General features: G+C 73.4%; 26 protein-coding genes. 11 read left to right on the plus strand and 15 right to left on the minus strand.

Annotated elements, in window-relative coordinates; all coding sequences use genetic code 11:
* Nucleotides 1–25 precede the first annotated feature (25 nt).
* The 3 genes from ACWD1Z_RS28190 (at nucleotide 26) to ACWD1Z_RS28200 (ending at nucleotide 4,081) form a co-directional block, all read left to right on the plus strand.
* Nucleotides 26–1,522 carry a S8 family peptidase gene (locus ACWD1Z_RS28190; RefSeq protein WP_451122392.1) on the plus strand — a complete coding sequence of 499 codons (1,497 nt, stop codon included), beginning with the start codon at nucleotides 26–28 and terminating at the stop codon, nucleotides 1,520–1,522.
* A 110-nt stretch (nucleotides 1,523–1,632) separates the two neighbouring features.
* Entirely contained in the window at nucleotides 1,633–2,982 is a 1,350-nt protein-coding gene (locus ACWD1Z_RS28195) for a CoA transferase (protein ID WP_451122393.1), read from the plus strand.
* 100 nt (nucleotides 2,983–3,082) lie between these two features.
* Nucleotides 3,083–4,081 carry a CopD family protein gene (locus ACWD1Z_RS28200; protein WP_451122394.1) on the plus strand — a complete coding sequence of 333 codons (999 nt, stop codon included), beginning with the start codon at nucleotides 3,083–3,085 and terminating at the stop codon, nucleotides 4,079–4,081.
* Nucleotides 4,082–4,106: 25 nt separating this feature from the next.
* On the opposite strand, the gene ACWD1Z_RS28205 is transcribed toward ACWD1Z_RS28200, so the two are convergent.
* From ACWD1Z_RS28205 to ACWD1Z_RS28215, 3 genes are read right to left on the minus strand one after another with little or no spacing between them, the layout of a single operon-like run.
* The gene (locus tag ACWD1Z_RS28205) at nucleotides 4,107–5,150 is read right to left on the minus strand and encodes a zinc-dependent alcohol dehydrogenase family protein (protein ID WP_451122395.1); all 1,044 of its coding nucleotides are present in this window, start codon (nucleotides 5,148–5,150) and stop codon (nucleotides 4,107–4,109) included.
* A gap of 34 nt (nucleotides 5,151–5,184) precedes the next feature.
* Nucleotides 5,185–5,844, minus strand: coding sequence for a lysoplasmalogenase (locus tag ACWD1Z_RS28210; protein ID WP_451122396.1), 660 nt, complete (start codon nucleotides 5,842–5,844; stop codon nucleotides 5,185–5,187).
* Nucleotides 5,841–6,701 (minus strand): sterol desaturase family protein, encoded by an 861-nt coding sequence (locus tag ACWD1Z_RS28215; protein ID WP_451122397.1) that lies wholly within the window; start codon nucleotides 6,699–6,701, stop codon nucleotides 5,841–5,843. Before ACWD1Z_RS28215 ends, ACWD1Z_RS28210 begins: the two co-directional genes overlap by 4 nt.
* Before the next feature lie 253 nt (nucleotides 6,702–6,954).
* Between ACWD1Z_RS28215 and ACWD1Z_RS28220 the strand changes: the two genes are divergently transcribed.
* From ACWD1Z_RS28220 to ACWD1Z_RS28240, 5 genes are all read left to right on the plus strand, one after another.
* Entirely contained in the window at nucleotides 6,955–7,956 is a 1,002-nt protein-coding gene (locus ACWD1Z_RS28220; RefSeq protein WP_451122398.1) for a DEDDh family exonuclease, read from the plus strand.
* A gap of 63 nt (nucleotides 7,957–8,019) precedes the next feature.
* On the plus strand, nucleotides 8,020–8,253 hold the full coding sequence (locus tag ACWD1Z_RS28225) for a hypothetical protein (protein WP_250070665.1): 234 nt from the start codon (nucleotides 8,020–8,022) through the stop codon (nucleotides 8,251–8,253).
* A gap of 49 nt (nucleotides 8,254–8,302) precedes the next feature.
* Nucleotides 8,303–9,100: an SURF1 family cytochrome oxidase biogenesis protein gene (locus ACWD1Z_RS28230; RefSeq protein ID WP_451122399.1), complete on the plus strand. Its 798-nt coding sequence runs from the start codon at nucleotides 8,303–8,305 to the stop codon at nucleotides 9,098–9,100.
* Between the two features lie 64 nt (nucleotides 9,101–9,164).
* Nucleotides 9,165–10,946 (plus strand): glycoside hydrolase family 15 protein, encoded by a 1,782-nt coding sequence (locus ACWD1Z_RS28235; RefSeq protein ID WP_451122400.1) that lies wholly within the window; start codon nucleotides 9,165–9,167, stop codon nucleotides 10,944–10,946.
* Nucleotides 10,947–10,951: 5 nt separating this feature from the next.
* Nucleotides 10,952–11,707 (plus strand): SDR family oxidoreductase, encoded by a 756-nt coding sequence (locus ACWD1Z_RS28240; RefSeq protein WP_451122401.1) that lies wholly within the window; start codon nucleotides 10,952–10,954, stop codon nucleotides 11,705–11,707.
* A 33-nt stretch (nucleotides 11,708–11,740) separates the two neighbouring features.
* Here ACWD1Z_RS28240 and amaP read toward each other — a convergent pair whose 3' ends face one another.
* Genes amaP through ACWD1Z_RS28265 form a run of 5 tightly spaced genes read right to left on the minus strand, consistent with a single transcriptional unit; the run spans nucleotide 11,741 to nucleotide 14,074 of the window.
* Entirely contained in the window at nucleotides 11,741–12,319 is a 579-nt protein-coding gene (gene amaP, locus ACWD1Z_RS28245) for an alkaline shock response membrane anchor protein AmaP (protein WP_451122402.1), read from the minus strand.
* Between the two features lie 5 nt (nucleotides 12,320–12,324).
* A complete protein-coding gene (locus ACWD1Z_RS28250) occupies nucleotides 12,325–13,005 on the minus strand; it encodes a DUF6286 domain-containing protein (RefSeq protein WP_451122403.1) in 681 nt (226 codons plus the stop codon).
* Nucleotides 13,002–13,349 (minus strand): hypothetical protein, encoded by a 348-nt coding sequence (locus tag ACWD1Z_RS28255; RefSeq protein ID WP_451122404.1) that lies wholly within the window; start codon nucleotides 13,347–13,349, stop codon nucleotides 13,002–13,004. The genes ACWD1Z_RS28250 and ACWD1Z_RS28255 overlap by 4 nt, the downstream gene beginning before the upstream one ends.
* Before the next feature lie 25 nt (nucleotides 13,350–13,374).
* On the minus strand, nucleotides 13,375–13,566 hold the full coding sequence (locus ACWD1Z_RS28260) for a hypothetical protein (RefSeq protein ID WP_389418817.1): 192 nt from the start codon (nucleotides 13,564–13,566) through the stop codon (nucleotides 13,375–13,377).
* A gap of 31 nt (nucleotides 13,567–13,597) precedes the next feature.
* Nucleotides 13,598–14,074: an Asp23/Gls24 family envelope stress response protein gene (locus ACWD1Z_RS28265; RefSeq protein WP_451122405.1), complete on the minus strand. Its 477-nt coding sequence runs from the start codon at nucleotides 14,072–14,074 to the stop codon at nucleotides 13,598–13,600.
* Between the two features lie 88 nt (nucleotides 14,075–14,162).
* Between ACWD1Z_RS28265 and ACWD1Z_RS28270 the strand changes: the two genes are divergently transcribed.
* Nucleotides 14,163–14,885, plus strand: a complete 723-nt coding sequence (locus ACWD1Z_RS28270) for a nucleopolyhedrovirus P10 family protein (protein ID WP_451122406.1) — start codon at nucleotides 14,163–14,165, stop codon at nucleotides 14,883–14,885.
* 4 nt (nucleotides 14,886–14,889) lie between these two features.
* On the opposite strand, the gene ACWD1Z_RS28275 is transcribed toward ACWD1Z_RS28270, so the two are convergent.
* The 4 genes from ACWD1Z_RS28275 to ACWD1Z_RS28290 form a co-directional block, all read right to left on the minus strand.
* Nucleotides 14,890–15,681 carry an enoyl-CoA hydratase/isomerase family protein gene (locus tag ACWD1Z_RS28275; protein ID WP_451122407.1) on the minus strand — a complete coding sequence of 264 codons (792 nt, stop codon included), beginning with the start codon at nucleotides 15,679–15,681 and terminating at the stop codon, nucleotides 14,890–14,892.
* A 108-nt stretch (nucleotides 15,682–15,789) separates the two neighbouring features.
* Entirely contained in the window at nucleotides 15,790–16,008 is a 219-nt protein-coding gene (locus ACWD1Z_RS28280; protein WP_019758351.1) for a helix-turn-helix domain-containing protein, read from the minus strand.
* A gap of 335 nt (nucleotides 16,009–16,343) precedes the next feature.
* Complete coding sequence (locus ACWD1Z_RS28285) at nucleotides 16,344–17,942, minus strand: ABC-F family ATP-binding cassette domain-containing protein (RefSeq protein WP_451122408.1); 1,599 nt, start codon at nucleotides 17,940–17,942, stop codon at nucleotides 16,344–16,346.
* 91 nt (nucleotides 17,943–18,033) lie between these two features.
* Nucleotides 18,034–18,747, minus strand: coding sequence for a hypothetical protein (locus tag ACWD1Z_RS28290; RefSeq protein ID WP_451122409.1), 714 nt, complete (start codon nucleotides 18,745–18,747; stop codon nucleotides 18,034–18,036).
* Between the two features lie 180 nt (nucleotides 18,748–18,927).
* Here ACWD1Z_RS28290 and ypfJ point away from each other — a divergent pair, with 180 nt between their 5' ends.
* Entirely contained in the window at nucleotides 18,928–19,818 is an 891-nt protein-coding gene (gene ypfJ / locus ACWD1Z_RS28295; RefSeq protein WP_451122410.1) for a KPN_02809 family neutral zinc metallopeptidase, read from the plus strand.
* Between the two features lie 100 nt (nucleotides 19,819–19,918).
* Complete coding sequence (locus ACWD1Z_RS28300) at nucleotides 19,919–20,332, plus strand: VOC family protein (protein ID WP_451122411.1); 414 nt, start codon at nucleotides 19,919–19,921, stop codon at nucleotides 20,330–20,332.
* 38 nt (nucleotides 20,333–20,370) lie between these two features.
* On the opposite strand, the gene ACWD1Z_RS28305 is transcribed toward ACWD1Z_RS28300, so the two are convergent.
* From ACWD1Z_RS28305 to ACWD1Z_RS28315, 3 genes are all read right to left on the minus strand, one after another.
* Nucleotides 20,371–21,771, minus strand: coding sequence for a hypothetical protein (locus ACWD1Z_RS28305; RefSeq protein WP_451122412.1), 1,401 nt, complete (start codon nucleotides 21,769–21,771; stop codon nucleotides 20,371–20,373).
* 173 nt (nucleotides 21,772–21,944) lie between these two features.
* The gene (locus ACWD1Z_RS28310; RefSeq protein WP_451122413.1) at nucleotides 21,945–23,072 is read right to left on the minus strand and encodes an alpha/beta hydrolase family protein; all 1,128 of its coding nucleotides are present in this window, start codon (nucleotides 23,070–23,072) and stop codon (nucleotides 21,945–21,947) included.
* A 624-nt stretch (nucleotides 23,073–23,696) separates the two neighbouring features.
* Nucleotides 23,697–24,398: a class II aldolase/adducin family protein gene (locus ACWD1Z_RS28315; protein WP_451122414.1), complete on the minus strand. Its 702-nt coding sequence runs from the start codon at nucleotides 24,396–24,398 to the stop codon at nucleotides 23,697–23,699.
* Between the last annotated feature and the right edge of the window lie 101 nt (nucleotides 24,399–24,499).

Raw genomic sequence — 24,499 nt, forward strand, 5'->3', positions numbered from 1 at the left:
GCCACGGACGGGAGGAACTGACACCATGACAGCGCATTTCCCGCGCTCCCGCCGTGCGCTGGCCGTCCCCGCCGGGATGGCCATGGCGACGGCGCTCGCCCTGCTGCCGAACGTGTCGGCGGCGGCCGAGCCGGACGCGACCTCGCTCAGCTATGTCGTCAACGTCCAGCCCGGGCACGGCCCTTCACCGCGCGTGGAGCGGGCCATCGCCGAGGCCGGCGGCACGATCGTGACCTCGTACGACCAGATCGGTGTGGTCGTCGTCCACTCGGCGAACCCCGACTTCGCCCGGACGCTGCGCACGGTGCCCGGGGTCGCCTCGGCCGGCAACACCCGCAACGCGCCGCTGCCCGCGCAGTCCACGACGGACGTCGGCACGCCGAAGGTGCTCAGCACCGCCGAGGCCGCGGCCGTCGAGGCGGCCGCGGGCCAGGACCCGCTCCAGCCCCTCCAGTGGGACCTGCCCGCCATCAAGGCGGACAAGGCGCACGAGAAGTCGCTGGGCAGCCGGGACGTCACCGTCGCGGTGATCGACACCGGCGTCGACGACACCCACCCCGACCTCGCGCCCAACTTCGACCGCGAGGCGTCGGTCAACTGCGTGACGGGCAAGCCGGACACCACCGACGGCGCCTGGCGGCCCGGCCCGACGGAGAGCGCGCACGGCACGCACGTGGCCGGCGAGATCGCCGCCGCCAAGAACGGCGTCGGCATGACCGGTGTCGCGCCCGGGGTGAAGGTCTCCGGCATCAAGGTGTCGACGACCGCCGGGTACTTCTACACGGAGGCCGTGGTGTGCGGCTTCGTGTGGGCGGCCGAGCACGGGGTCGACGTGACGAACAACAGCTATTACACCGACCCCTGGTACTTCAACTGCAAGAACGACCCGGACCAGAAGGCGCTCGTCGACGCCATCACCCGGGCCTCGCGGTACGCGGAGAAGAAGGGCGCGGTCAACGTCGCGGCGGCCGGCAACGAGAACTACGACCTCGCGGCCGACGAGATCACCGACCCGGTCTCCCCGAACGACGCCACGCCCTCGGAACGGGTCATCGACCCCTCCGAGTGCCTGGACATACCGACCCAGTTGCCGGGTGTGGTGACGGTGGCGTCGACCGGCGCGAAGGGCATCAAGTCGTCCTTCTCCAACCACGGTCTCGGCGTGATCGACATCGCCGCGCCCGGCGGCGACTCGACCCGCTTCCAGACCCCGGCCCCGCCGGCCACCAGCGGCCTGATCCTGGGCACGCTGCCCGGCGGACGCTGGGGCTACATGGCCGGTACGTCGATGGCGTCGCCGCATGTCGCGGGCGTCGCCGCGCTCATCAAGTCGACGCACCCGTGGGCGCCTCCGGCCGCGGTCAAGGCGCTGCTCTACGCCCAGGCCGACGCCACGGCGTGCACGGACCCGTACGACATCGACGGCGACGGCAAGATCGACGCGGTGTGCGAGGGCTCGAAGAACCGCAACGGGTTCTACGGCTGGGGCATGACGGACGCCCTGGACGCGGTGACCAAGTAGCGGACACCCGCCAGTGAAGGGCCGGGCGGAGCCACCGTCCGGCCTTTTCACGTGGTGGGGGGGAAGATCCGCTTCATATATTGATCGAGTCAATACTGCATAGTTCAGTCATGGACTCCATCGACTACGCCTGGGCCGCGGTGGGCGGCGATCCCGCACTTCTCCCGCGGGTGTCGACCGTCCGCCGCACCGGGGTCCTCCAGGGGAGGCTTCCCGTACGGCAGTTGGCGCGCGGGTGTGTCGGCGCGTGTGCGCTGGCCGCCGCGGAGCTCGGTGCGCGGCGGGCCGGGCTGCCGGAGGTGCCGGAGGTCCGGGTGGACGACGGTGCCGTCGGCACGGCGTTCGTGAGCGAACGGCATCTGTTGATCAATGGCCGGGCGCCGGTCAACTTCGCACCCTCGTCACGGTTCTGGCGAACGGCGGACGGCTGGGTGCGCACGCACGCCAACTATCCGCACCACAGGGAGCGGTTGCTGGCGGCGCTGGGCCGGCCGGACTCCGTCGAGGCGGCTCTCGCGGAGCGGTCCGCGGCGGACGTCGAGGAAGCCGTGTACGCGGCGGGCGGCCTCGCGGTGGCGGTACGGACGCCCGGGGAGTGGGCGGCGCATCCGCAGGCGCGCGCGGTGGCCGGGCGTCCCCTGGTGGAGCGGGAGCGGCTGGGCCCGGCCCCCGCACGGGTGCTCCCGTCGACCGGGCCGACGCTCCCGCTGGACGGGATCCGGGTCCTGGACCTCACCCGGGTCATCGCGGGCCCGGTCGGCACCCGCACCCTCGCCCTGCTGGGCGCGGACGTGCTGCGCGCCGATCCGCCGCGGTACCCCGAACTGCCCGACCAGCACGCGGACACGGGGTTCGGCAAGCGGTCCGCCACGCTGGACCTGCGGGCGGACCGGCGTGCCGTCGAGGAGCTGCTGGCCGGCGCCGACGTGGTCGTCACCGGGTACCGGCCGGGCGCCCTGGACCGGTTCGGGCTGGCCCCCGAGGCGCTGGCGGAGCGCCGGCCCGGGGTGGTGGTGGCGCAGGTGTCGGCGTGGGGCGCGTCCGGGCCCTGGGGGCGGCGGCGCGGCTTCGACAGCCTGGTCCAGGCGGCGACCGGCATCGCCGTCACGGAGGGCTCGGCACAGCGGCCGGGCGCGCTGCCCGCGCAGGCGCTGGACCACGGCACCGGGTACCTGCTCGCGGCGGCCGTGCTGCGCGCCCTGACCGAGCAGGCCGACGACGGCGGCAGCAGGGTCGTACGGCTGTCGCTGGCGCGCACCGCGCTCTGGCTGACCAGCGCAATCGACGCGGACGGGACGGGCGGGGCGGCGTACGGGGGGCCGGAGCCCTGGCTGGCCGAGACGGACAGTACGCTCGGGCGGCTGCGGTACGCCCTGCCGCCGGTGGCCTACCGGGGCGGGCCCGGTGACTGGGCACGCCCGCCCGGCGCCCTGGGCGCCGATCCGGCGGCCTGGAGCTGAGATGCGGACCGTCCGGAAACGTACCCATGGGCGGAATGCCGTACCGCCAGTTGTTTTCCAGCGCTTGCCCGTTTCTGGGAGGACTGGTGAAGATCTTGAGGTGACCTTGATAAGACCCACGTCGGAGGTTGCCGACGCGAGCGAGTCCCGGCGCGGCCCCGGCACCGGACGAGCCGTGGCCGTCCTCGTGCTGGTGGCCCTGGGGGCGCTGATACCGCTGCTCGGGCCGTCCGCGGCGCTGCACGACACCGGGGAGGCCGCGGCCCCCGGCACCGGCGGCATCGCGCTGCTGCGGACGGTGCTGTTCGCGGCCCTGTGCGTCCCGGTCGGCGAACTGTTCGTGAACCGGCTGGCCCGTTCCGTACCCGGTACTCCCCCGCCGCCCCGCAGCTGGGCGCCCTGGGCGGCGGGCGCGGGTTTCCTCGCCGCCCTGGGGCTGGCCTCCGTCGTCTCGACCGGCAACCTCGTGCCGGACAGCCTCTCCGACCTCGACGTCGGCGGCCTGTACGCCACCCGGGACGGCAAGCTCGCGCTGCTGGAGGTCAACGCCTTCGCCGTGGCCGGGCTGTGCGCGCTGTCCCGGCGGCCCGGCACCCAGCTCTGGCCGCTGGCCGCGGTCGTCGTCGCCGAGGCGCTGCGCGCGCATCCGGTGACCGAGCAGTCCCCGCTCGTCGGTTCCGGTCTGACGCTGGTCCATCTGACCTGCGCGGCGCTGTGGGCGGGCGGACTGCTGCACGTCCTGCGGAGCCTGCGGGGCGGTCCGCCGTCCGGGGCGGCGCTGCTCGGGCTCTACGCGCGCGTGGCGGCCGTCCTGCTCGCCGCCATCACCGCGACCGGGGTGTGCAGTTCGCTGCGCCGCATGCCGCCCGGGACGATCGTCGAGCAGTTGACGGCGACGGCGTACGGGCGCGTGCTGCTCGCCAAGGTGCTGCTGGTGGCCGCCGTCGCCGGGCTCGCCCTGTGGGCGCGGATCCGGCTGAGCCGGGCCGCCGACCCGCTCACGGCCTGCGCCCCCGCGCGCGTGGAGGTCATCGCGCTGGGGGTAGTGGTGGCGGTGTCGGGGCTGCTGACCGCGTTGCCGGTGCCGATCAGATGGTGACCTCGACGGAGATGCTGACCATGACTCAGATGGTGACCATGACCTTGAGCGCCACCCGCTCGTCCATCGCCCGGTAGCCGTCGGGCACGCCCTCCAGACCGACCGTCAGGTCGAAGACCGGCGAGGGGTCGACGGTGCCGTCCAGGATGTCGGGCAGCAGCTCGGGGATGTAGGCGCGGACCGGCGCGACACCGCCGCGCAGGGCGATGTTCCGGTCGAACATGACGCCGAGGTCGAGTCCGGTCCTGCTGCCGTGCGGCACGCCGACGAAGCCGATGCCGCCGCCGTCACGGGTGATGTTCACGGCCGTACGCATGGACTGCTCGGTGCCGACCGCCTCGACGACGGCGTGCGCGCCCTGGCCGCGGGTGAGTTCGCGGACCGCGTCCACGGCTGCCTCGCCGCGCTCGGCGACGACGTCGGTGGCGCCGAAGCGGCGGGCGATGTCGGTACGGACCTGGTGGCGGCCGAGCGCGACGATCCGCTCGGCGCCCAGTCGCTTGGCGGCGAGCACCGCACACAGGCCGACGGCGCCGTCACCGACCACGGCGACCGTGGCCCCCGGCCGGGCGCCCGCGGCGAGGGCGGCGTGGTGGCCGGTGCCCAGCACGTCGGACAGGGTGAGCAGGGCGGCCAGCAGCCGCTCGTCGGAGGCGGCCTCCTTGGGCAGCCGGACGAGGGTGCCGTCGGCGAAGGGCACGCGCACCGCCTCGCCCTGGCCGCCGTCGTAGCCGACGGAGCCCCAGAAGCCGCCGTGCTCGCAGGAGGTGGTCAGGCCCTCCCGGCAGTAGCCGCAGACGCCGTCGGACCACATGAAGGGCGCGACGACCAGGTCGCCGGTCCGCACGCCGGAGACCTCCGAACCGGTCTCCTCGACGACACCGAGGAACTCGTGCCCGATCCGCTGACCGGGCTGCCGGGCCGCCTCGCCGCGGTAGGCCCACAGGTCGCTGCCGCAGATGCAGGCGCGCAGCACCCGGACCACGGCGTCGGTGGGCAGCTGGACGACCGGGTCGGGTACGTCCGCCACCCGCATGTCGAAGGGGGCGTGGATGGTGGTGGCACGCATGGCGAGGTCCTTCTCCTGCGGGGCGTGAGCGCGCTCAGGGGGTGGTCGAGCGCACCTCACCGTACGTCGCCGCCGGGTACGGACGCGCTTCGAGCGCTCTGAGTGTGCCAGTGACGAGCAGGACCTGCGCCGCAATATAGGTGAGCATGATCCACAGGTCCGGCCGGGGCGGCTGGGACCACTCGGCGACGCCGGTCGCGATGAGGGTGTCGGAGAGCATGAAGAGCGCGCCACCGAGCCCGGTGACGAGGCCGAACCGGCTGCCCGCGCGGTACGCCATGGCCGTGAGCAGCAGGCTGTAGCCGGCGACCGGGACGCGCAGGCCGGCCGGAAGGGCGGGCCAGAGCGTCGCGACGGTGGTGGTGAGGGCGACGCTGTACCCGGCGAGCAGGAACGGCTGGTGGCCCCCGCGCCCCTGGAACAGCAGCAGGTAGCAGACGTGCCCGGCGGCGAAGGAGCCCATGCCGGCGAGGAAGGCGGGCTCGGCGTCGGACAGCAGCAGGACGTCGCCGCCCCAGCCGAACAGCAGGGCGGCGACGAGCAGCCGGGGCGCCCCGGACAGGGCGGCGTACCCGGCGAGCAGCGGCATCAGCAGCGGCTTGGCGGCCAGGTGCCCGGCATCGAAGCCGGCGGCGAGGGAGCCCAAGTCGACGAGGGCGGCCAGTGCGAAGGCCGCCAGGAGAACGCGCCTCACGCCGACACGCTCTCCCGCGCGGGTTCCGGGGCGGGCCGCCAGCCGGGGCCGCGCAGCAGGAGCCCCGCCCGGTCCCGCCAACGGCGCGCCGCCTTCAGGTCCTTGGCGAGGGAGACGTACTCGTGGGTGGCGACCTTCACCGGGTTGTACGTGTCGATGTTCTTGGTCAGCCCGAAGACGGGACGGTCGGTCTCGGCGGTGAAGGAACGGAACAGCCGGTCCCAGACGATGAGGATGCCGCCGAAGTTGCGGTCCAGGTAGCCGCCCTGGGAGGCGTGGTGGACGCGGTGGTGGGAGGGCGTGTTGCACACGAACTCGAACCACCGGGGCATCTTGTCGATGCGCTCGGTGTGGATCCAGAACTGGTAGACGAGGTTGGCCGAGGAGCAGAAGGCGAGCGCGGCCGGGTGCACACCGCAGGCGATGAGGGGGACGTAGAACGGCCAGACGGTCAGGGAGGTCCAGGGCTGGCGCAGCGCGGTGGTGAGGTTGAACTTCTCGCTGGAGTGGTGCACGACGTGGCAGGCCCACAGGATCCGGACGACGTGGTGGCCGCGGTGGGACCAGTAGTAGAAGAAGTCCTGCGCGAGCAGCATCAACGGGATGGTCCACCACAGCACGGGCACCCGCAGCGGCGTCAGTTCGTAGACCGCCGTGTAGATCGCGACGATGGGGATCTTCCACAGGAAGTCGAAGAACAGACTGCCGAGTCCCATGCCGAGGCTGGTCGCGGCGTCCTTCGTCTCGTACCCCGCGGCCTCCTCGTCGGGATGGAGGCGGACGCTGATCATCTCGACCACGGTGAGCAGGACGAAGGCGGGTATGGACCACAGCACGACATCGGGCAGGTTCGGCATGCTGGCACGGTAGAACCGCTGGTCGCCCACGGCTAGACGTTGTTACTCACAAGTATTACCTGGGGTACGCGCTTACTTGTTGGTGATCTCCGCCAAAGGTGCACCCCTCTTCCGGACGGCCCCGCGCGGCACGGGACTTGACGCGCTCCCCCGGCCGGCCCTCGAACGGACGGGCGGGGCAGGGCACCTGACGGGGTGGCGACTCGGGACCGCGGGAGGGGACTGTCAGTCCCGGCCCGTATCCTCAGTGACCATGCTCGAAGACCGTACGACCGCAGCGTCCTCGCCCGCCGGGTGGCCGGCCGCGTATCCGCAGGGATACGCGGTCGTTGACGTGGAGACCACCGGGCTGGCCCGGGACGACCGGATCATCTCCGCGGCCGTCTACCGGCTGGACGCGCGCGGCGAGGTCGAGGACCACTGGTACACGCTGGTCAACCCGGAGCGCGACCCGGGCCCGGTGTGGATCCACGGTCTGACGAGCGACGTACTGGAGGGCGCGCCCCTCTTCCCCGAGATCGCCGAGGAGTTCTCCGCCCGTCTGGCGGACCGGGTGCTCGTCGCGCACAACGCCGTCTTCGACTGGCAGATGATCGCCCGCGAGTACGCGCGCGCCCGGTGCGAGGCGCCGGTGCGGCAGCGGCTGTGCACCATCGCGCTCTCCAAGGAACTGGCCCTGCCGCTGCCCAACCACAAGCTGGAGTCGCTGGCCGCGCACTTCGGCGTCGTCCAGCAGCGCGCGCACCACGCGCTGGACGACGCGCGCGTGCTGGCGGAGGCGTTCCGGCCGAGCCTGAAGGCCGCGGCCGAGGGCGGCGTACGGCTTCCCCTGCACGAGTGCCGGCCGCTGACCGAGTGGACGGACCGGGCCGTGCCGCGGCAGCAGCAGGGCGGCTACGGCGGCTACCGGCCGACCAGTTGGCGCCCCGCCCGCAAAAGGCCCGCCTGCCCCTATCCCAACCCAGGGCGGTACGAAGCGGGCAAAAGACTCAAACAGGGCATGCGGATCGCCTTCTCCGGCGACACCTCCGTCGAGCGCGACCTGCTGGAGGACCGGGCGGTCGAGGCCGGACTGCATGTCGCCACCAGCATCTCCCGGCTGACCAGCCTGCTCGTCACCAACGACCCGGACTCGGGCACCTCCAAGGTGGTCAAGGCCCGGCAGTACGGCACCCCCGTGGTGGACGAGGCGGCGTTCGGGCAGCTGCTCGCCGATGTGGAGCCGGCACCGAGCAGTGACCGTACGGATGGGTGATTGCGGTGCGACTCGCCCGGCGCCCACTCGCTCGCACCGCCCCGACGGCCCACCCTGTGGCGCATGGCGAGATGCGAAGTTTGCGGCAATGACTACGGGATGACCTTCGAGATTCGTGCGCAGGGCGCGGTGCATGTCTTCGACTGCTTCGCCTGTGCGATCCATCGCATGGCCCCCATCTGCGAGCACTGCCGCGTCCAGATCATCGGGCAGGGCGTCGAGGTCGAGGGCCACTGGTACTGCGGTGCCCACTGCGCCCGCGCGGAGGGAAAGGCGGGCATCATCGACAAGGTGTGACCCGGTACCCGCCTGAACGCACCCCACGACCGAGTTGTACGGTCGTGGGGTGTACCGCTTCCTGTTGTCCCGGCAGTGGGTGATCCTCACGCTGGTCGCCGTGCTGCTCATCCCCACGATGATCAGGCTGGGCATCTGGCAGATGCACCGCTACGACGAGCGCACCGCCCGCAACCAGCTGGTCTCCGACTCGCTGGCCGCGAAGCCGGTACCCGTCGAGCGGCTGACCGCCCCCGGGCACGCCGTCACCAGGAACGAGCGGTACCGCACCGTCACCGCCACCGGGCACTTCGACACCGACGACGAGGTCGTCGTCCGCCGCCGCACCAACGCCGACGACGAGGTCGGCTACCACGTGCTCACCCCGTTCGTACTGCGCGACGGCAAGGTGCTGCTGGTCAACCGGGGCTGGATCCCCGCCGACCGGGCGGCGAGCCAGAGCGCGTTCCCGAAGGTGCCCGCCCCGCCGGGCGGCGAGCTCACCGTCACCGGCCGGCTGATGCCCGACGAGACGACCGAGGCGAGCGGCATCAAGAACCTCCAGGGCCTGCCCGACCGCCAGATCATGCTGATCAACAGCGCGCAGGAGGCGCGCCGCCTCGACGCCCGGGTGCTCGGCGGCTACCTCGTGCAGACCGGCCCGGCCCCGGAGGGCGGCACTCCGCAGCAGCTCGGCAAGCCCGGCAAGGAGGACGCCGCGCTGAACTACGCCTACGCCGTCCAGTGGTGGCTGTTCGCCGCGGGCGTCCCGGTCGGCTGGGTGATCCTGGTCCGCCGCGAGCTGCGCGACCGCCGGGCGCGCGGGACCGAACAGCCCGCCGCGCGGAGCGAGCCCGCGGCGGTGTGAGCCGTCCGGCCGGAATGACCACACCGCGAGATTGCGCGTCCTTCCTGCCGGGAACCCGCTCCCCGTGCTTCCCCGTATCGAGGACTACGCGCTCATCGGCGACGAACAGACGGCTGCCCTGGTCAGCACGGACGGTTCCGTGGACTGGCTGTGCCTGCCCCGCTTCGACTCCGCCGCCTGCTTCGCCCGCCTGCTCGGCGACGAGGAGAACGGCCACTGGCGGATCGCCCCCACCGGCGCCGAGCGGTGCACCCGCCGCGCCTACCGACCGGACACCCTTGTCCTGGACACCGAATGGGAGACCGACCAAGGCGCCGTCCGCGTCACCGACCTGATGCCCCAACGCGACCGCGCCCCCGACCTCGTCCGCATCGTCGAGGGCCTGCGCGGCGAGGTCACCGTCCGCAGCACGCTCCGGCTGCGCTTCGACTACGGCTCGATCACCCCCTGGATACGCCGCTCCGACGGCCACCGGGTCGCCGTGGCGGGCCCGGACTCGGTGTGGCTGCGCAGCGAACCGCAGGTGCGCACCTGGGGCGCGGACCACTGCACGTACTCGGAGTTCACCGTCGCCGAGGGCGAGTCGGTGGCGTTCGTGCTGACCTGGCACCCCTCGCACGAACCACGCCCCGCGCTCGTCGACCCCTACGAATCGCTGGCCACCAGCGTCGCCGACTGGCAGGCCTGGGCGGCCCACTGCCGCTACGACGGCCCGCACCGGGACGCCGTGGTCCGCTCCCTGATCACCCTGAAGGCGCTCACCTACGCCCCCACCGGCGGCATCGTCGCCGCCCCCACCACCTCGCTCCCCGAGGAGCTGGGCGGCGTGCGCAACTGGGACTACCGCTACTGCTGGCTGCGGGACTCCACCCTCACCCTCGGCGCGCTGCTGGCCGCCGGGTACCAGGAGGAGGCCGAGGCCTGGCGGAACTGGCTGCTGCGGGCGGTCGCGGGCGACCCGGCGGACCTGCAGATCATGTACGGCGTGGCGGGCGAGCGCCGGCTGCCCGAGATGGAGCTGCCGTGGCTGGCCGGCTTCGCCGACTCCGGCCCGGTACGGATCGGCAACGAGGCCGTGAAGCAGGTCCAGCTCGACGTGTACGGCGAGGTCATGGACTCGCTGTCGCTGGCCCGCAGTTCGGGCCTGCCCTCCAACCCGCAGATGTGGGCGCTGCAGGTCGCGCTGATGGACTTCCTGTGCAGCGCGTGGCGGCAGCCCGACGAGGGGTTGTGGGAGGTGCGCGGGGGCCGCAGGCAGTTCGTCCACTCCAAGGTGATGGTGTGGGTGGCCGCCGACCGCGCGGTGCGCGCGGTGGAGCGCGACCCTCATCTGGAGGGCGACGTGGACGCCTGGCGCGCGTTGCGCGACGAGGTGCACCGGGAGGTCTGCGAGAAGGGCTACGACCCCGAGCGGAACACCTTCACCCAGTACTACGGCTCGCGCGAGCTGGACGCCTCGCTGCTGCTGATCCCGCGCGTGGGCTTTCTGCCGCCGGACGACCCCCGGGTGATCGGCACCATCGACGCGGTCCGCGACGAGCTGTGCCACGGCGGCTTCCTGCGCCGCTACAGCCCCGAGGAGACGGCCGACGGGCTGCCGGGCAGCGAGGGCACCTTCCTGGCGTGCTCGTTCTGGCTGGCGGACGCCCTGCACATGATCGGCCGCGGCAAGGAGGCCAGGGAGCTGTTCGAACGGCTCGTGGTGCTCGGCAACGACGTCGGGCTGCTGGCCGAGGAGTACGACCCCGTGGCCGGTGTCCAGCTGGGCAACTTCCCGCAGGCGTTCAGCCACATCGGCCTGGTGAACACCGCCCTCGCCCTGTTCGGGACGGAGGAGGCAGGATAGGGGGCATGGATCTTGGACTGAAGGACCGGGTGTACGTCGTCACCGGAGCGACGCGTGGGCTGGGCAACGCCACCGCGCGGGAGCTGGTCGCCGAGGGCGCGAAGGTGATCATTTCGGGGCGGGACGAGACGACGGTCGCCGAGGCCGCGTCCGCGCTGGGCCCGGACGCGGTTGGGGTCGCCGCGGGCAACGCCGACCCGGAGACGCCCGCCCGGCTGATCGCCGCCGCGCGTGAGCACTTCGGCGGCTTCGACGGCGTCCTCGTCAGCGTCGGCGGCCCGGCGCCCGGCTTCGTCGCCGACAACACCGACGAGCAGTGGCAGGCGGCGTTCGAGACGGTGTTCCTCGGCGCGGTGCGGCTGGCCCGGGCGGCGGCGGCCGAGCTGGAGGCGGGCGGTGTCATCGGCTTCGTGCTGTCGGGGTCCGTGCACGAGCCGATTCCGGGCCTGACCATCTCGAACGGACTGCGGCCCGGCCTCGCCGGGTTCGCCAAGTCCCTCGCGGACGAGCTGGGGCCGCGCGGGATCCGGGTCGTGGGGCTGCTGCCGGGGCGCATCGACACGGACCGGGTGCGCGAGCTGGACGGCATGTCCGCGGACCCGGAGGCGACGCGCGCGGCCGCCGAGACGCGGATCCCGCTGCGGCGCTACGGGAGGCCGGAGGAGTTCGGCCGGACCGGCGCGTTCCTGCTCTCCCCGGCCGCCTCGTACCTGACCGGCATCATGGTCCCGGTGGACGGCGGCCTGCGGCACGGGTTCTAGCCGCGGAGGGTGAGCCGAAGGAGCGGGTCCGGCTCAACTGACCCGCTCCGCGCGGTGCTTGGCCGCCTTCAGCCTGACCTCCGTCGGCAGCGCCGCCAGCCCCGCCGACCGGCGTGCGTGGGTGAGGGGTCCGGCCGTGAGGTCGTTCAGGGTCGTGCCCGGGTCCACATGCGGTTCCAGCAGCAGCCGTACGCGGGCCCCGGGGGCGCTCCTGCGGCCGGTCAGGCGGGTGTGCGCCCGGTGGACCCCGTCCATCGACTCCGCGTCGCTCACCAGTACGCCCTCCAGGGCGCGGCCCCGTAGCAGCGCGCCCTCGCCGTCGCCGGTGTCGACCAGGACCTCGGTGAGCCGACGGCGCCGCAGCACCGCGGTCAGCCACCACAGGAGCAGCAGGAGCAGCACCGCCAGCGCGGCGATGACCGCCGGCCACCACCAGTCCTCGTCCTGCCAGCGGGTCCGCTCGGAGTCGCTGAGCAGGACGTCGTCCCGGCCGTCGTGGATCCACCAGGACGGCGGGTTCAGACCGAGGCCCACGGCGAGCACGGAGCCGCCGAGGACGACCAGGAGCAGGCCGACGAGGCCGAGCAGGACGCGGTTGACGGTCCTGAGCATCGCGCTCACCCCTTCCGTCCGGGTCGCTGTACCCGCACCGACAGGGCGGGCGGCCGGGACAGGCCGAGGCCGTTCACGGCGTCGGCGAGCGCGCCGTCCAGGTCGGCGCGAACGTCGTCCAGGTCCCGGAAGTGGGAGACCGCGCGGACGTCGGCCCGCTTGCGGCGCATGCGGATCCGGGCCGACTGCACCCCGGCGATCTCCATGGCACGGTCGCGCAGCACCAGCGCGGCGGCCTGACGGTCCAGTGCGCCGCGCACGTCGGGGTGGGTGCGGCGCATCGGCAGCAGGGAGCGCAGGCCGGGTGTGGCGGCCAGCGCGAGCAGCCACAGGCCGAGGGCCGCGGTGACGCCCGCGCCGATCAGCACCCAGATGTCGTCGAGGGGGCGCTCGGCGAGCTGGTCGGCCAGGTCCCGGCGCCAGGCCATGGCGGGCCGGTCGGCGCGCACGGCGGCGATGTCGTAGAGGAACAGGCCGACCAGGGCCAGGAGCAGCAGGGCGACGATCGCGGCCGTGACCCGGCGGGTGGACCAGAAGCGGCCGTTCGCGGCGTCCTTCCCGTCCAGGACGGGCGGGGGGTCGGAACCGGCCGCGGACGCGTCCGGTCCGAGCGGGTCGGTGCCGGTCTGCTTTTCGAGGACCGGCAGTGGTCGTGTGGTGCCCTCGGAGCCCTGGGGCTCGCTCATCGCGTCCTCCCCTGTGCCGCGCCGTGTGCCGGGTGCAGCCGCTCCACGTGGACGACGACCTCCGGCACCTCCATGCCCACCAACGCGCGTACCCGCTCGGCGACATGACGACGCACGGCGGCGCAGCGGGCGCCGATGTCGGTGGGGTAGTCGAGTTCGAGATGCAGCCGCAGGCGGGCCGTGTCGTGGTGGACGACGGCGCCCGCGTGCGGGGGCGAAACGTCCGCGGGCAGCGGGCCCAGGGCCTCGCGGGCCGCCTGCGAGGCGATCTTCACCACCACCCGGTCGGCGATCCGGGTGGCGCCGCGCTCGCCCGGCGGCACGACGGCCCGGGGTCTGTCCACGTCACCGGATTGCACGGTCACCTACTCACCGCCGGTCGCGCCGGTCGTCACGGGTGCGGAAGAAGTCGCCGAGTTCCAGGTCCCCTTCGAGGAACCGGCCGACGACGAACCCGGTGGCGCCCAGGGCGGCCACCAGGAGGAAGGCACCGAAGCCGCCGAAATACCCGGCGAAGCCCAGCGCCATGCCGGCGATCATGCCGACGACGGCCATGCTCATGGTGCGCTCCCTTCAGTGGTGGGGTGGCCGGTCACTGGAGCCGGGGCTCCGGTTCCTCTTCGTCCTCCTCGTCGGGCAGTTTCACATCGCTCACCGCGATGTTGACCTCGACCACTTCCAGGCCGGTCATCCGTTCCACCGCGGAGACGACGTTCTCCCGCACGGCCCGGGCCACGTCGGAGATCGCCACGCCGTAGTCGACGACGATCTCCAGGTCGAGCGCGGTCTGCACCTCGCCCACCTCGGCCTTCACCCCGCGCGTGACGGACTTCGAGGCACCGCCCGGTACCCGGTCCCGCACCGCGCCGAAGGTGCGGCTCATCCCGCTGCCCATCGCGTGCACCCCGACGACGTCCCGCGCCGCGAGTCCCGCGATCTTCTCGACCACGCCGTCAGCGATCGTGGTCCGGCCCCGGCTCCCCGGGTCACCGCCACCGCGCTTGATGGTCTTGCGGGTCTGTCCGGTCGACTCCTGTTCGACCTCGGCCCTCTGCGTCATGTCACTCATCGCCGCACGTCCCTTTCGGTTCGTCCTTCTTCGTCCACCGTAAGCGGGGTTGCACCATTCCGCCCCGGGGATGCGGCAGGCTGGAGTAATGACGGTGGACGGATGGGCGCGGACAGTGCGGCAGCAGTTGGGGCTCGGCAGGCTGCTGCCGTTGGGCGGGCCGCGTGACGGCGCGTGGATCGCCGAGGAGGCGGCCGCGGACACGCTGCGCAGCGCGGCGCACGAGTTGCCGGGGGTGCGTCTCGGCGCGCTCAGGATCGCGCTCGCCGATCCCGGCGAGACCCAGGAGCCCGTGGTGCCGGCGCCGCCGAGCGCGCTGCCGCCCGGCGCGTTGCGGGTGACGGCGGACTTCGCGGCTACGGCGTCCGAGCCGCTGCCCGCGGTGGCGGACCGGCTGCGCGGGGCGCTGGCGGAGGCGGCGGACCGGCGGCTGGGGCTGGCGGTCACGGAGGTGGATCTACGGGTGACGGCGCTGCTGGACGAGGGGGCGCAGTCCGCTCCGGTACCGCCGCGGGAGGCTCCGTCGGCCCGGGAGCCCGGTGAGGGCGACGAGGCCCGCGCCGCCGCGGCCGCGCTCGCGGTGCCGGGTGTGGCGGGGCTGACCGGCATCCTGGGCGGCCTCGGGCGGCCGGTGCACTTCGAGGAACGGCCCGCCGGGGCCGCCCTGCCGGCCCGTCATGTCCGGCTGGAGATCGCGGTACGGGCGGACCACCGGGCCGTGGAGGTGGCCCGTGCGGTCCGCACCCAGGTGGCGCAGGCGGTGCCGGATCACCCGACGGTGGCGGTCCTGATCACCGCCGTCGCCGGGTGAGCGGTCACTCGCCCACGCCCGCCAGGTCCCGCAGGCGGCGCGCCTGGGCGGCGCGTTCGGCGACGCGCTGCTCCTCGTAGGTGCGGTCGGCCGCCCCGCGCAGGAGTGCCTTGGTCTCGATGACCGCGTCCCGGGGGGCGGCCAGCAGGGCGGCGGCGAGGTCGCGCACCGCGTCGTCGAGCTGGTCCGCGGGGACGGCGATGTTCGCCAGACCGGTGCTGACGGACTCCTCGGCCGTGACGAAGCGCCCGGTGGCGCAGATCTCCAGCGCCCGGGCGTAGCCGACGAGGCCCACCAGGGGGTGGGTGCCGGTCAGGTCGGGGACCAGGCCGAGGCTGGTCTCGCGCATGGCGAACTGCACGTCGTCCGCGACGACGCGCAGGTCACAGGCGAGCGCGAGCTGGAAGCCCGCCCCGATGGCATGGCCCTGGACGGCGGCGATGGACACGAGGTCGCTGCGCCGCCACCAGGTGAACGCCTCCTGGTACTCGGCGATGGTCGCGTCGAGGTCGGCGTCGCCGCCGCGCGCGAGATCGATGAACGACGGCTCACCGTCGAAGCCCTCCGGCGTGAACGCCTGCCGGTCGAGTCCGGCCGAGAAGGACTTGCCCTCGGCCCGCAGCACCACGACCCGGACGGATCCGGGCAGCAGCCGACCGGCCTCGGCCAGCGCGCGCCACAGAGCGGGGCTCTGCGCGTTGCGCTTGGCGGGGTTGGTCAGCGTCACCGTGGCGACTGCGTCATCGACGGTGAGTCGTACGCCGTCCTTGTCGAGAGCCGGGTCGAGCGAAGCCATGGGGCGCCTCCGATGGGTGCGGTCGCGTAAGTGACTGCACAGTAACCACCCGGCCGATCAACCGACCGACCGGGTGGCCACCATCGAAGCCGGTGGGCCGCCCGGGGGTCAGCCCGCGGCTTTCTTGCCGCGGGTCGCCCCGCCACGCCCACGCAGCGTGACGCCCGACTCACTGAGCATCCGGTGCACGAAGCCATACGAGCGGCCGGTCTCCTCGGCCAGCGCCCGGATGCTCGCACCGGAGTCGTACTTCTTCTTCAGGTCTGCCGCGAGCTTGTCGCGCGCGGCGCCGGTTACCCGGCTGCCCTTCTTCAGAGTCTCGGCCACCCGGTCCTCCTCATGGGAAGTGCGCTCTGGTCTCCTCATGATCACCCCTTCCGGGCCTGATGGCCACCCATTCGGCAAGGTCGGTGAGACATGGATGTGACGACAGGAGCAGGTCCACACAAGAGGAACCGGTGATTCCGTGATGGCGGGTTCGTACCGCCGAACGGGTTGTTCCGCGAAGCGGCAGGTCAGGGACGCGCGACGGCCGAGCCCTTGTCGACAAAGGACTCGGCCGGAAAATCCGTGTAGGACACACCCCGGTACGAGGAGATCTCACACAGATGATGGATCACGGATCGTCCGAATGATCCATACGCAGTGGATCAGCCATTCGATCAAGCCAGGGCGACGAGATCCGCGTAGTCGGCGCCCCACAGGTCCTCGACACCGTCGGGCAGCAGGATGATGCGCTCCGGCTGGAGCGCCTCGACCGCGCCCTCGTCGTGGGTGACCAGGACGACCGCGCCCTTGTAGGTGCGCAGCGCGCCGAGGATCTCCTCGCGGCTGGCCGGGTCGAGGTTGTTGGTCGGCTCGTCCAGGAGCAGCACGTTCGCCGAGCTGACCACGAGGGTGGCGAGCGCGAGACGGGTCTTCTCACCGCCGGAGAGGACCCCGGCCGGCTTGTCGACGTCGTCGCCGGAGAACAGGAACGAGCCCAGCACCTTGCGGACCTCCACGAGGTCCATGTCGGGCGCCGCCGAACGCATGTTCTCCAGGACCGTGCGGTCGGCGTCCAGGGTCTCGTGCTCCTGGGCGTAGTAGCCGACCTTCAGGCCGTGGCCGGGGACGACGGCACCGGTGTCCGGCTGCTCGACACCGGCGAGGAGCCGCAACAGGGTCGTCTTCCCGGCGCCGTTGAGGCCGAGGATGACCACCCGCGAGCCCTTGTCGATGGCCAGGTCGACATCGGTGAAGATCTCCAGCGAGCCGTACGACTTCGACAGGCCCTCGGCGGTCAGCGGGGTCTTGCCGCAGGGCGCCGGCTCGGGGAAGCGGAGCTTGGCGACCTTGTCCTGCATGCGCACCGCGTCGAGGCCGGCGAGGAGCTTGTCGGCCCGGCGCGCCATGTTCTGCGCGGCGACGGTCTTGGTGGCCTTGGCGCGCATCTTGTCCGCCTGCGAGTGCAGCGCGGCGGCCTTCTTCTCGGCGTTCTGCCGCTCGCGCTTGCGGCGCTTCTCGTCGGCCTCGCGCTGCTGCTGGTAGAGCTTCCAGCCCATGTTGTAGACGTCGATCTGGGCGCGGTTGGCGTCCAGGTAGAACACCTTGTTGACGACCGTCTCGACCAGGTCGACGTCGTGGGAGATCACGATGAAGCCGCCGCGGTAGGTCTTGAGGTAGTCGCGCAGCCAGACGATCGAGTCGGCGTCGAGGTGGTTCGTCGGCTCGTCGAGGAGCAGGGTGTCCGCGTCGGAGAACAGGATCCGGGCGAGCTCGATACGGCGGCGCTGACCGCCCGAGAGGGTGTGCAGGGGCTGGCCGAGCACCCGGTCGGGGAGGTTGAGCGCGGCGGCGATGGTGGCGGCCTCGGCCTCGGCGGAGTAACCGCCCTTGGTGAGGAACTCCGTCTCCTGGCGCTCGTACTGCTTGAGCGCCTTCTCGCGGGTGGCGCCCTGGCCGTTGGCGATGCGCTGTTCGTTGTCGCGCATCTTGCGGATCAGGGTGTCCAGGCCGCGCGCGGAGAGGATGCGGTCGCGGGCGAGCACGTCGAGGTCGCCGGTGCGCGGGTCCTGCGGGAGGTAGCCGACCTCACCGGACCGGGTGATGGCACCGGCGGCGGGGATGCCCTCGCCGGCCAGGCACTTGGTGAGGGTGGTCTTGCCGGCGCCGTTACGGCCGACCAGACCGATGCGGTCGCCCTTGGCGACGCGGAAGGTGGCGGACTCGATGAGGACGCGGGCGCCGGCGCGCAGCTCGATGCCGGTGGCGGAGATCACGGACAGACTCCAGGGCGGGGTCGTTGGCGGGATGGGCGGCTGAGGACGTTCCCGCCGTCTAATGCGCGAGGAGAATGGCCATGAGGCCAGTCTAACGGGGCCGTGCAAGCGGTTTTCGGCCGCCGGGGACGTCGTTGCCGAGCGGTCGGCGGTGCGGGACGACCCGGCCCAGGTCGTCCACCGCGATGAGCTGGGACGTCCACGCCGCCCCCGGACACGGCTGGGCCAGGAGCAGCGTCCGGCCGTGACGTACGGCACGCGCGGGGGCGAAGGCGCACCCCTCGCGGGCGGGGAGCACCCAGCGCAGATCGCCGTCGCGGAGGCGGTACGCGGTGACGCGGTACGGGGTGACGACGGCGAGCATGGCGGGGCCCAGGGGGCGCAGGACGCCGGTGCCGCCGTGGGCGGGGAGCCAGTCGGCGGCGGCGGGCAGGGCGCGGTGCCAGCGGACGGTGCGGCCGTCGGTGGCGGTGACCAGACCGTCGTCCCAGAGGGCCACGGTGTCCCCGCGCGCGGGGAGCACGGCCAGGGGGTGGCGGCCCGCGCGGGTGTGCCGCCACAGGAGGGCGCCGCCGGCCCGGTCATGGGCCTCGACGGCCGCCCCCCGGGTGCGCGGCACGCTCGCGTGCGCCACGCGCGCGTGGACGGTGAGGCGCTCTCCGTAGGGCGCGGGGCGCAGGTGGTGGGCCGCCGCGAGCAGGACGACCGCCAGGGCTACGGCGAGCAGGGCGGGGAAGACGGGAGTGGCGGGGCCGGATGCGCGCCGGGCGCCTTGACGGGCCGGCGTCGCGTCCAGCACGGCCATGACGCCCCTCCCTTGCGCTTCCCACGGGTCAGGCGCAGAGCGTAGCCACGCGGGGGGCGGGTGGACCGGCGGGCCGTGGGTGGCGCCGGAGGGCGTCGCCCGTTCGGGTGCGTAGTCGGCGCCCGGGGTGCGGGAGCGGGTGAGGATGAGGGTCCGGCGTAGGCGGAGGGTGTGGGTTCCATGCAGTTCGACGACGATGCCCGGCTGGACACCTCGGAGGTGCAGGACGTGCGGGGCAGGCGGGTGCCCGGCGGGCGGGCCACCGTAGGGGGCGGGATCGCCGGTCTGCTGGCGCTGGTGCTGGCGCTGTTCTTCGGGGTCGGCCCCGACCAGCTGGGGCTGACCGACGGGTCCGAGCAGCCCTCGGGCACGGCGTCGGGCCTGGCGCAGGTCCAGCAGTCCTGCCGGACCGGGCAGGACGCGAACACCCGCGACGACTGCCGCATCGTGGCCGTGGTCAACAGCGTGCAGGACTTCTGGGACGAGGAGTTCACGCGGCGCGGCGGGGCGTACGCGCGCTCGGCGACGGTGTTCTTCAGCGGACAGGTCGGCACCGCGTGCGGGTCGGCGACCAGCGCGGTCGGGCCGTTCTACTGCCCCGGCGACCGCAAGGTCTATCTCGACCTCGGCTTCTTCGACGAACTGCGCACGACGTTCGGCGCCGGCGGGGGGCCGTTCGCGCAGGCGTACGTGGTGGCGCACGAGTACGGGCATCACGTGCAGGACCTGACGGGCGCGCTCGACCGGTCGCGGGACGGGCGGACCGGGGCGGACAGCAACGCGGTCCGGGTGGAGCTCCAGGCCGACTGCTACGCGGGGGTGTGGGCGCACCACGCGACCACGACGAAGGACGAGTCGACCGGGCGGCCGCTGATCACCAGCCTCACCGACGCCGACATCCGGGACGGCCTGGACGCCGCGGCGGCCGTGGGCGACGACCGGATCCAGGAGCGCTTCCAGGGCCGGGTGACGCCGGAGTCCTGGACGCACGGGTCGGCGGCGCAGCGGCAGCAGTGGTTCCGGCAGGGCTTCGACAGCGGGGACATGGCCCGGTGCGACACGTTCCGGTGAGCGCGGGGCGTTGTCGGTGGGCGCTGCGAGACTGGACGACAGGTGACATTTCCGGCAGTGAGCGTGCGGTTGCGTGAGTGATCTCGAGGGAGTGAGCGACATGGCAGGCACGGAGGGCGGGCGTCCGAGCATCTTTCCGACGGTGCTGTACGCGGACGCGAAGGCGGGCGTCCGGCAGCTCACGGAAGCGCTCGGCTTCACCGAGCTGACGATGTACGAGGGCGAGGACGGCACGGTGCTGCACGCCGAGCTGACCCAGGGCAACGGCGCGGTCATGGTCGGTTCGAAGGGCGGCGGCGGTGTCTTCGACGCGGCGATGAAGGGCGCGGGCCCGGCCGGGGTGTACGTCGTGGTGGACGACGTCGACGCCCACCACCGGCGCGCCGTGGAGCACGGCGTGGAGATCCTGATGCCCCCGACGGACCAGGACTACGGCTCCCGGGACTACATCGCCCGGGACGCCGAGGGCAACATCTGGAGCTTCGGCACGTACGCGCCGGAGATCGGGGGCTAGGTCCTGTCGTTCGGATCGGCCCGGCGAAACGCCAGGGCCTAGTTCCCGCCGGTGTGGACCTGGAAGGCGGCGCGGCGGACTGCCTTGGCCAGGGCCGGGTCGGGGTGGGCGGCCGCGAGGGCGACCAGGACCTGGACCGTGCGCGGGTGGCCGACGGCGCGTACCTCGTCCAGCAGGGCGGGGACCGTCGGCTGCAGCGCGGACTCCAGGTGGCGCACGAGCATGGGGGCCTCGCCGTGGTCGGCGACCGCGGCGGCGGTGTCGACCCAGAGCCAGGTGGCCTCCTCGCGGGTGAGGACCTCGTGGGCGTCCTCGGGGTCCACCCCGTCGTGCTCGGCCAGCCACAGCAGCGCGTACGGCCGGAGGGCCGGCTCCTCGGCCACGGACCGTACGTCGGGCTCGGCGGGGGCGCCCACCACGCGCAGCGCCTCGAAGGCGAGGCCGCGCAGCAGGGCGTCCTCGCCGCGGGCGGCGTCGATCAGCTCGGTGACCGCGCTGCCGACCGGGCGGGCCGCCAGCCAGGCGCGGTACTCGGCGCGGGCGGCGTTGGGGCGGAGCTGGGCGCAGCCGCGGAGCATGTCCTCGGCCGCCTGCTCGATGTTCCCGGCGGGGCTCTGCGCGGCGACGCAGATCTGCTCCAGCTTGACCCAGACCGCCCAGCTGCCGAGCGGGGTCAGGGTGGCCTGGCCGTCGCCGTAGGTGAGGGCGCCGACCGAGGCGAGGGCGTGCAGGGCCCAGTCCAGGAGCGGGGCGAGCGGGGTGTCCTCGGCGGGGGCGGCGCGGTCCGGCTCGGGCTGCGGGCCGTAGGGGATCTCGCAGCGCTCGGTGCGCAGTTCGGTGACGCGCTGTGCCAGCAGGTCGAGGAGTTGCGCCACCGGCACCGGGCCGGCGGACAGCTGGAGGAAGGAGAGCACCTGGGGCATGGCCGAGACGACCTCGGCGACGGCGGCGGGCTCGTGGCCGGCGGGCTCCGGGTGGGCGAGCGACCAGGCGTCGAAGAGGGCCACCCAGCCGCGCAGTACGGCGCTGTCGTCGCGGTGCCATGCGCGCAGCCGCCAGCCGGGGCGCGCGCTGTCGCCGTGCACCTCGATCAGCCCGGCGAGGCGGGCGGTGTCCCAGTCCGCGCGGACTTGAGCGACGGTCAGGTCGAGTTCGGCCGCGGCCCGTTCGGCGCTCGCGTCGGAGAGGGTGCCCTTGCTGTCGGGGTGGGCGCCGTCGCGGCCGGGGCGCAGGGCGACGTCGGCCCAGTGCGCGACCCGGGCCGCCGCGGCCAGGCCGGAGCGCGCCATTCTGGCCAGCTCCGCGGGGGCCGGGGTGCCCTCGGGAGGGCGGGGCGCGGGGCGGCGTGGGCGCCGTTGGTTCACAGCTCTGGGGGCGGCGGCCAGGGGTCGCGGGCGGACGAGTCGGAGCCTGGAGTCGCGCGGGATACGGGACGTCACGGGTGCAGTCTTCCGGTTGACGGTCCGAAAACCCAAACGGAATGTCACGAGGGGCGACGGGGATGGCCAACGCACGGGGCCCGGCGGGCGACGGAGGACCGATAACAGGCCAGTTGTACCGGGTTAAACGGAACCCGTGGGACCGGTCCGGGGGTGGCCGTCGTCCGGGGCGCTCACATGAGAGGGGTCAGGAAGCGGCGCAGGGTTTCCTCGTAGGCCCTGGGGTCCGCGTTCCACATGGCTCCGTGGGGGGCGCGCTTGACGGTGTGGAGGGTCACCAGGCCGGGGTGGGCGTCGGCCAGGCGGCGGGAGTGGGTCCAGGGGGCGACGATGTCGTCGGGGCCGTGGAAGATCAGGGTCGGCACGCTGAGCCGGTAGCTGATCTCGTCGGGGGCGGCGCGGTCGCCGTACAGGCCCGTGCGGCCCTGGGCGGCGCGGACCGCGAGGGGGAGCAGGGCGTCCGGGGTGCGGCGGGCGGCGGCGAGGGCGCGCAGGGTCGCCTCCCAGCTGAGCACCGGGGAGTCCAGGACGAGTCCCGAGATCCGGTCGCGCAGCCCGGAGCGGGCGGCGGCGCGCAGGGCCATCGTGGCGCCGGTGGACCAGCCGAGCAGGACGAACTGCCGGGCTCCGTAGCGCACGGCGTAGCGGAGTGCCGCGTCCAGGTCGCGCCACTCGGTCTCGCCGAGGTGGTTCAGGCCGTCCGGGGAGCGGGGCGCCCCCAGGTCGCCGCGGTAGCCGAGGGCGAGGACCGGGAAGTGGCGGGCGGTGAGGGACTCCATGACGTTCATGGCGAGTTCGCGGGTGGTGCCGAGGCCGTGCACCGCGATGATCCAGGTGGGGCGGGCGCCGGGCACGAACCAGGCGGGCAGCGGGCCGAGTTCGCCGGGGATGTCGACGTCGGCGTGGTCGAGGCCGAGTGCGGCGCGGGGGTCGCCGACGTGGAGGTTGGGGGTGAGCCAGACCCGGTCGCCGGGGCTGAGGGTGCCGTGGGTGACGCGTTCCAGGCGGCGGACGACCGTGTCGGCGGCGTGGGTCGCGGTGCCGAGGACGGGGCCCACGACCGCGTGCGAGCCGTCACCGCCGAGGCCGTAGACGCCGGGGCGCAGGGAGGCCAGGTCGCGGGTGAGCGAGATCTGGCCGGCCGCCGTGCCGTGCACCGTGAGCCGGGGCTCGGTGGGCAGGGGCCTGCCGGGGGGCGCCTTGAGCGCGGCGTCGCTGGCGAGTCGCCCGGCGGCCACGCTTGCCGCGCCGGCGGCCAGGGCCATGGTGACGGCAGCGGCCGTCGCGGTGACAGTGCGCACGCATCCAGTGTCCCGGCGGACCCCGCGTACGGCCAGTGGGAGGGGGAGGCGGGGGGTCGGTTAGGGGGCTGGCTAGGGGGCGGAGGCGGGGGCGTTAAGGGGTGGGCGGACGCGGGTCGCGGCCAGCGGGAGAGCAGACGCGGGCGCCGGTCAGCGGGAGAGCAGAGGCGGGCGCCGGTCAGCGGGAGAGCAGAGGCGGGCGCCGGTCAGCGGAACGGCGGACCCGCGTCACACCAACGAGGCGGCGGGCGCGCGTCACCGCCAGCGGGAGAGCCGACGCGGGCGACGCCAGCGGGACGACGGACACGCGTCACGGCCAACGGGACAGCGGGCGCAAGCTACGGTCGTCGGAACGGCAGACACGCATCGCGGCCAACGGCACAGCGGACCCGCGTCACACCAGCGAGGCGACGGACGCGCATCACCGCCAGCGGACGGAGACGCAGGCGCCAGTCAGCGGGACGGCGGACGCAGGCGCCGGTCAGCGGAACGGTCGGCAATGCCTCACGGAGGACGGAACAGCGGACGCGCGTGACGGTCAGTGGGACGGCGGGCGCGCGTCACCGGTAGCGGGACGGCGGGCCCCGTCATCGGCAGCGGGGCGGCGGGCGTGGGGCCGTAGGGTCAGGACTGTTGGCCGTAGCCCCGTAGCTTCTCCGTCACCTCCGTCAGTTGTTCGGCGGACAGCAGGGAGGGGGACAGGCCCGGTATCGAGGACGCCGTGAGCCAGACTCGGCACATCCATTCCAGCTGGGCCGTGCGGTCGTAGGCCTGGGTCAGGGTGGCGCCGTAGGCGAGCGTGCCGTGGTTCTGCAGGAGGCAGGCGGTGCGGTCGGTCAGGGCCCGGAGCATGTTCCGGGCCAACTCCTCGGTGCCGTACGTCGCATACGGGGCAACCCGGACGGGGCCGCCGAGGTCCGCGGTGATGTAGTGGATCGCCGGGACCTCCTGGACCAGGGTCGAGACGGCCGTGGCGTGCACGGCGTGCGTGTGGACGATCGCGCGGGCGCCGGTGGCGCCGTAGACGGCGAGATGCATGGGCAGCTCGCTCGTGGGCCGCAGCTTTCCGAGGACCTGGCGCCCGGACAGGTCGACGCCCGTCACGTCCTCGGGGGTGAGCCGGTCGTACGGCACCCCCGTGGGGGTGACCAGGACCGTGTCCCCGACGCATACCGAGACGTTCCCGGACGTGCCCACGACCAGACCGTCGGACACGGTCCGGCGGGCTGTCGCGACCAGTTCCTCCCAGGCGCGCGCCTCCTCGGGGCGTACGCCCTCCGGCCATGACTCCCCCGCGCCCCGCCCGTTCTCCCGCTGCTCAGCCATGCGGCGATCCTGCCAGCCGACGGGCCCGGCTTCAGGGTGACCAGGATCTCTTCCCCGGTCCCTGAGCCCGCTCCGGAAGGTCGCCCAGGGCTCCCGACCCT

The sequence above is a fragment of the Streptomyces sp. NPDC002784 genome, assembly GCF_053592135.1.

What these genes read in the sequence shown, in the direction of transcription:
- ACWD1Z_RS28190 (WP_451122392.1), top strand. Translation starts at nt 26, where the DNA reads ATGACAGCGCATTTCCCGCGCTCCCGCCGTGCGCTGGCCGTCCCCGCC.
- ACWD1Z_RS28195 (WP_451122393.1), top strand. Translation starts at nt 1,633, where the DNA reads ATGGACTCCATCGACTACGCCTGGGCCGCGGTGGGCGGCGATCCCGCA.
- ACWD1Z_RS28205 (WP_451122395.1), bottom strand. Translation starts at nt 5,150, where the DNA reads ATGCGTGCCACCACCATCCACGCCCCCTTCGACATGCGGGTGGCGGAC.
- ACWD1Z_RS28215 (WP_451122397.1), bottom strand. Translation starts at nt 6,701, where the DNA reads ATGCCGAACCTGCCCGATGTCGTGCTGTGGTCCATACCCGCCTTCGTC.
- ACWD1Z_RS28220 (WP_451122398.1), top strand. Translation starts at nt 6,955, where the DNA reads ATGCTCGAAGACCGTACGACCGCAGCGTCCTCGCCCGCCGGGTGGCCG.
- ACWD1Z_RS28225 (WP_250070665.1), top strand. Translation starts at nt 8,020, where the DNA reads ATGGCGAGATGCGAAGTTTGCGGCAATGACTACGGGATGACCTTCGAG.
- ACWD1Z_RS28240 (WP_451122401.1), top strand. Translation starts at nt 10,952, where the DNA reads ATGGATCTTGGACTGAAGGACCGGGTGTACGTCGTCACCGGAGCGACG.
- amaP (WP_451122402.1), bottom strand. Translation starts at nt 12,319, where the DNA reads ATGCTCAGGACCGTCAACCGCGTCCTGCTCGGCCTCGTCGGCCTGCTC.
- ACWD1Z_RS28250 (WP_451122403.1), bottom strand. Translation starts at nt 13,005, where the DNA reads ATGAGCGAGCCCCAGGGCTCCGAGGGCACCACACGACCACTGCCGGTC.
- ACWD1Z_RS28260 (WP_389418817.1), bottom strand. Translation starts at nt 13,566, where the DNA reads ATGAGCATGGCCGTCGTCGGCATGATCGCCGGCATGGCGCTGGGCTTC.
- ACWD1Z_RS28265 (WP_451122405.1), bottom strand. Translation starts at nt 14,074, where the DNA reads ATGAGTGACATGACGCAGAGGGCCGAGGTCGAACAGGAGTCGACCGGA.
- ACWD1Z_RS28270 (WP_451122406.1), top strand. Translation starts at nt 14,163, where the DNA reads ATGACGGTGGACGGATGGGCGCGGACAGTGCGGCAGCAGTTGGGGCTC.
- ACWD1Z_RS28275 (WP_451122407.1), bottom strand. Translation starts at nt 15,681, where the DNA reads ATGGCTTCGCTCGACCCGGCTCTCGACAAGGACGGCGTACGACTCACC.
- ACWD1Z_RS28290 (WP_451122409.1), bottom strand. Translation starts at nt 18,747, where the DNA reads ATGGCCGTGCTGGACGCGACGCCGGCCCGTCAAGGCGCCCGGCGCGCA.
- ypfJ (WP_451122410.1), top strand. Translation starts at nt 18,928, where the DNA reads ATGCAGTTCGACGACGATGCCCGGCTGGACACCTCGGAGGTGCAGGAC.
- ACWD1Z_RS28300 (WP_451122411.1), top strand. Translation starts at nt 19,919, where the DNA reads ATGGCAGGCACGGAGGGCGGGCGTCCGAGCATCTTTCCGACGGTGCTG.
- ACWD1Z_RS28315 (WP_451122414.1), bottom strand. Translation starts at nt 24,398, where the DNA reads ATGGCTGAGCAGCGGGAGAACGGGCGGGGCGCGGGGGAGTCATGGCCG.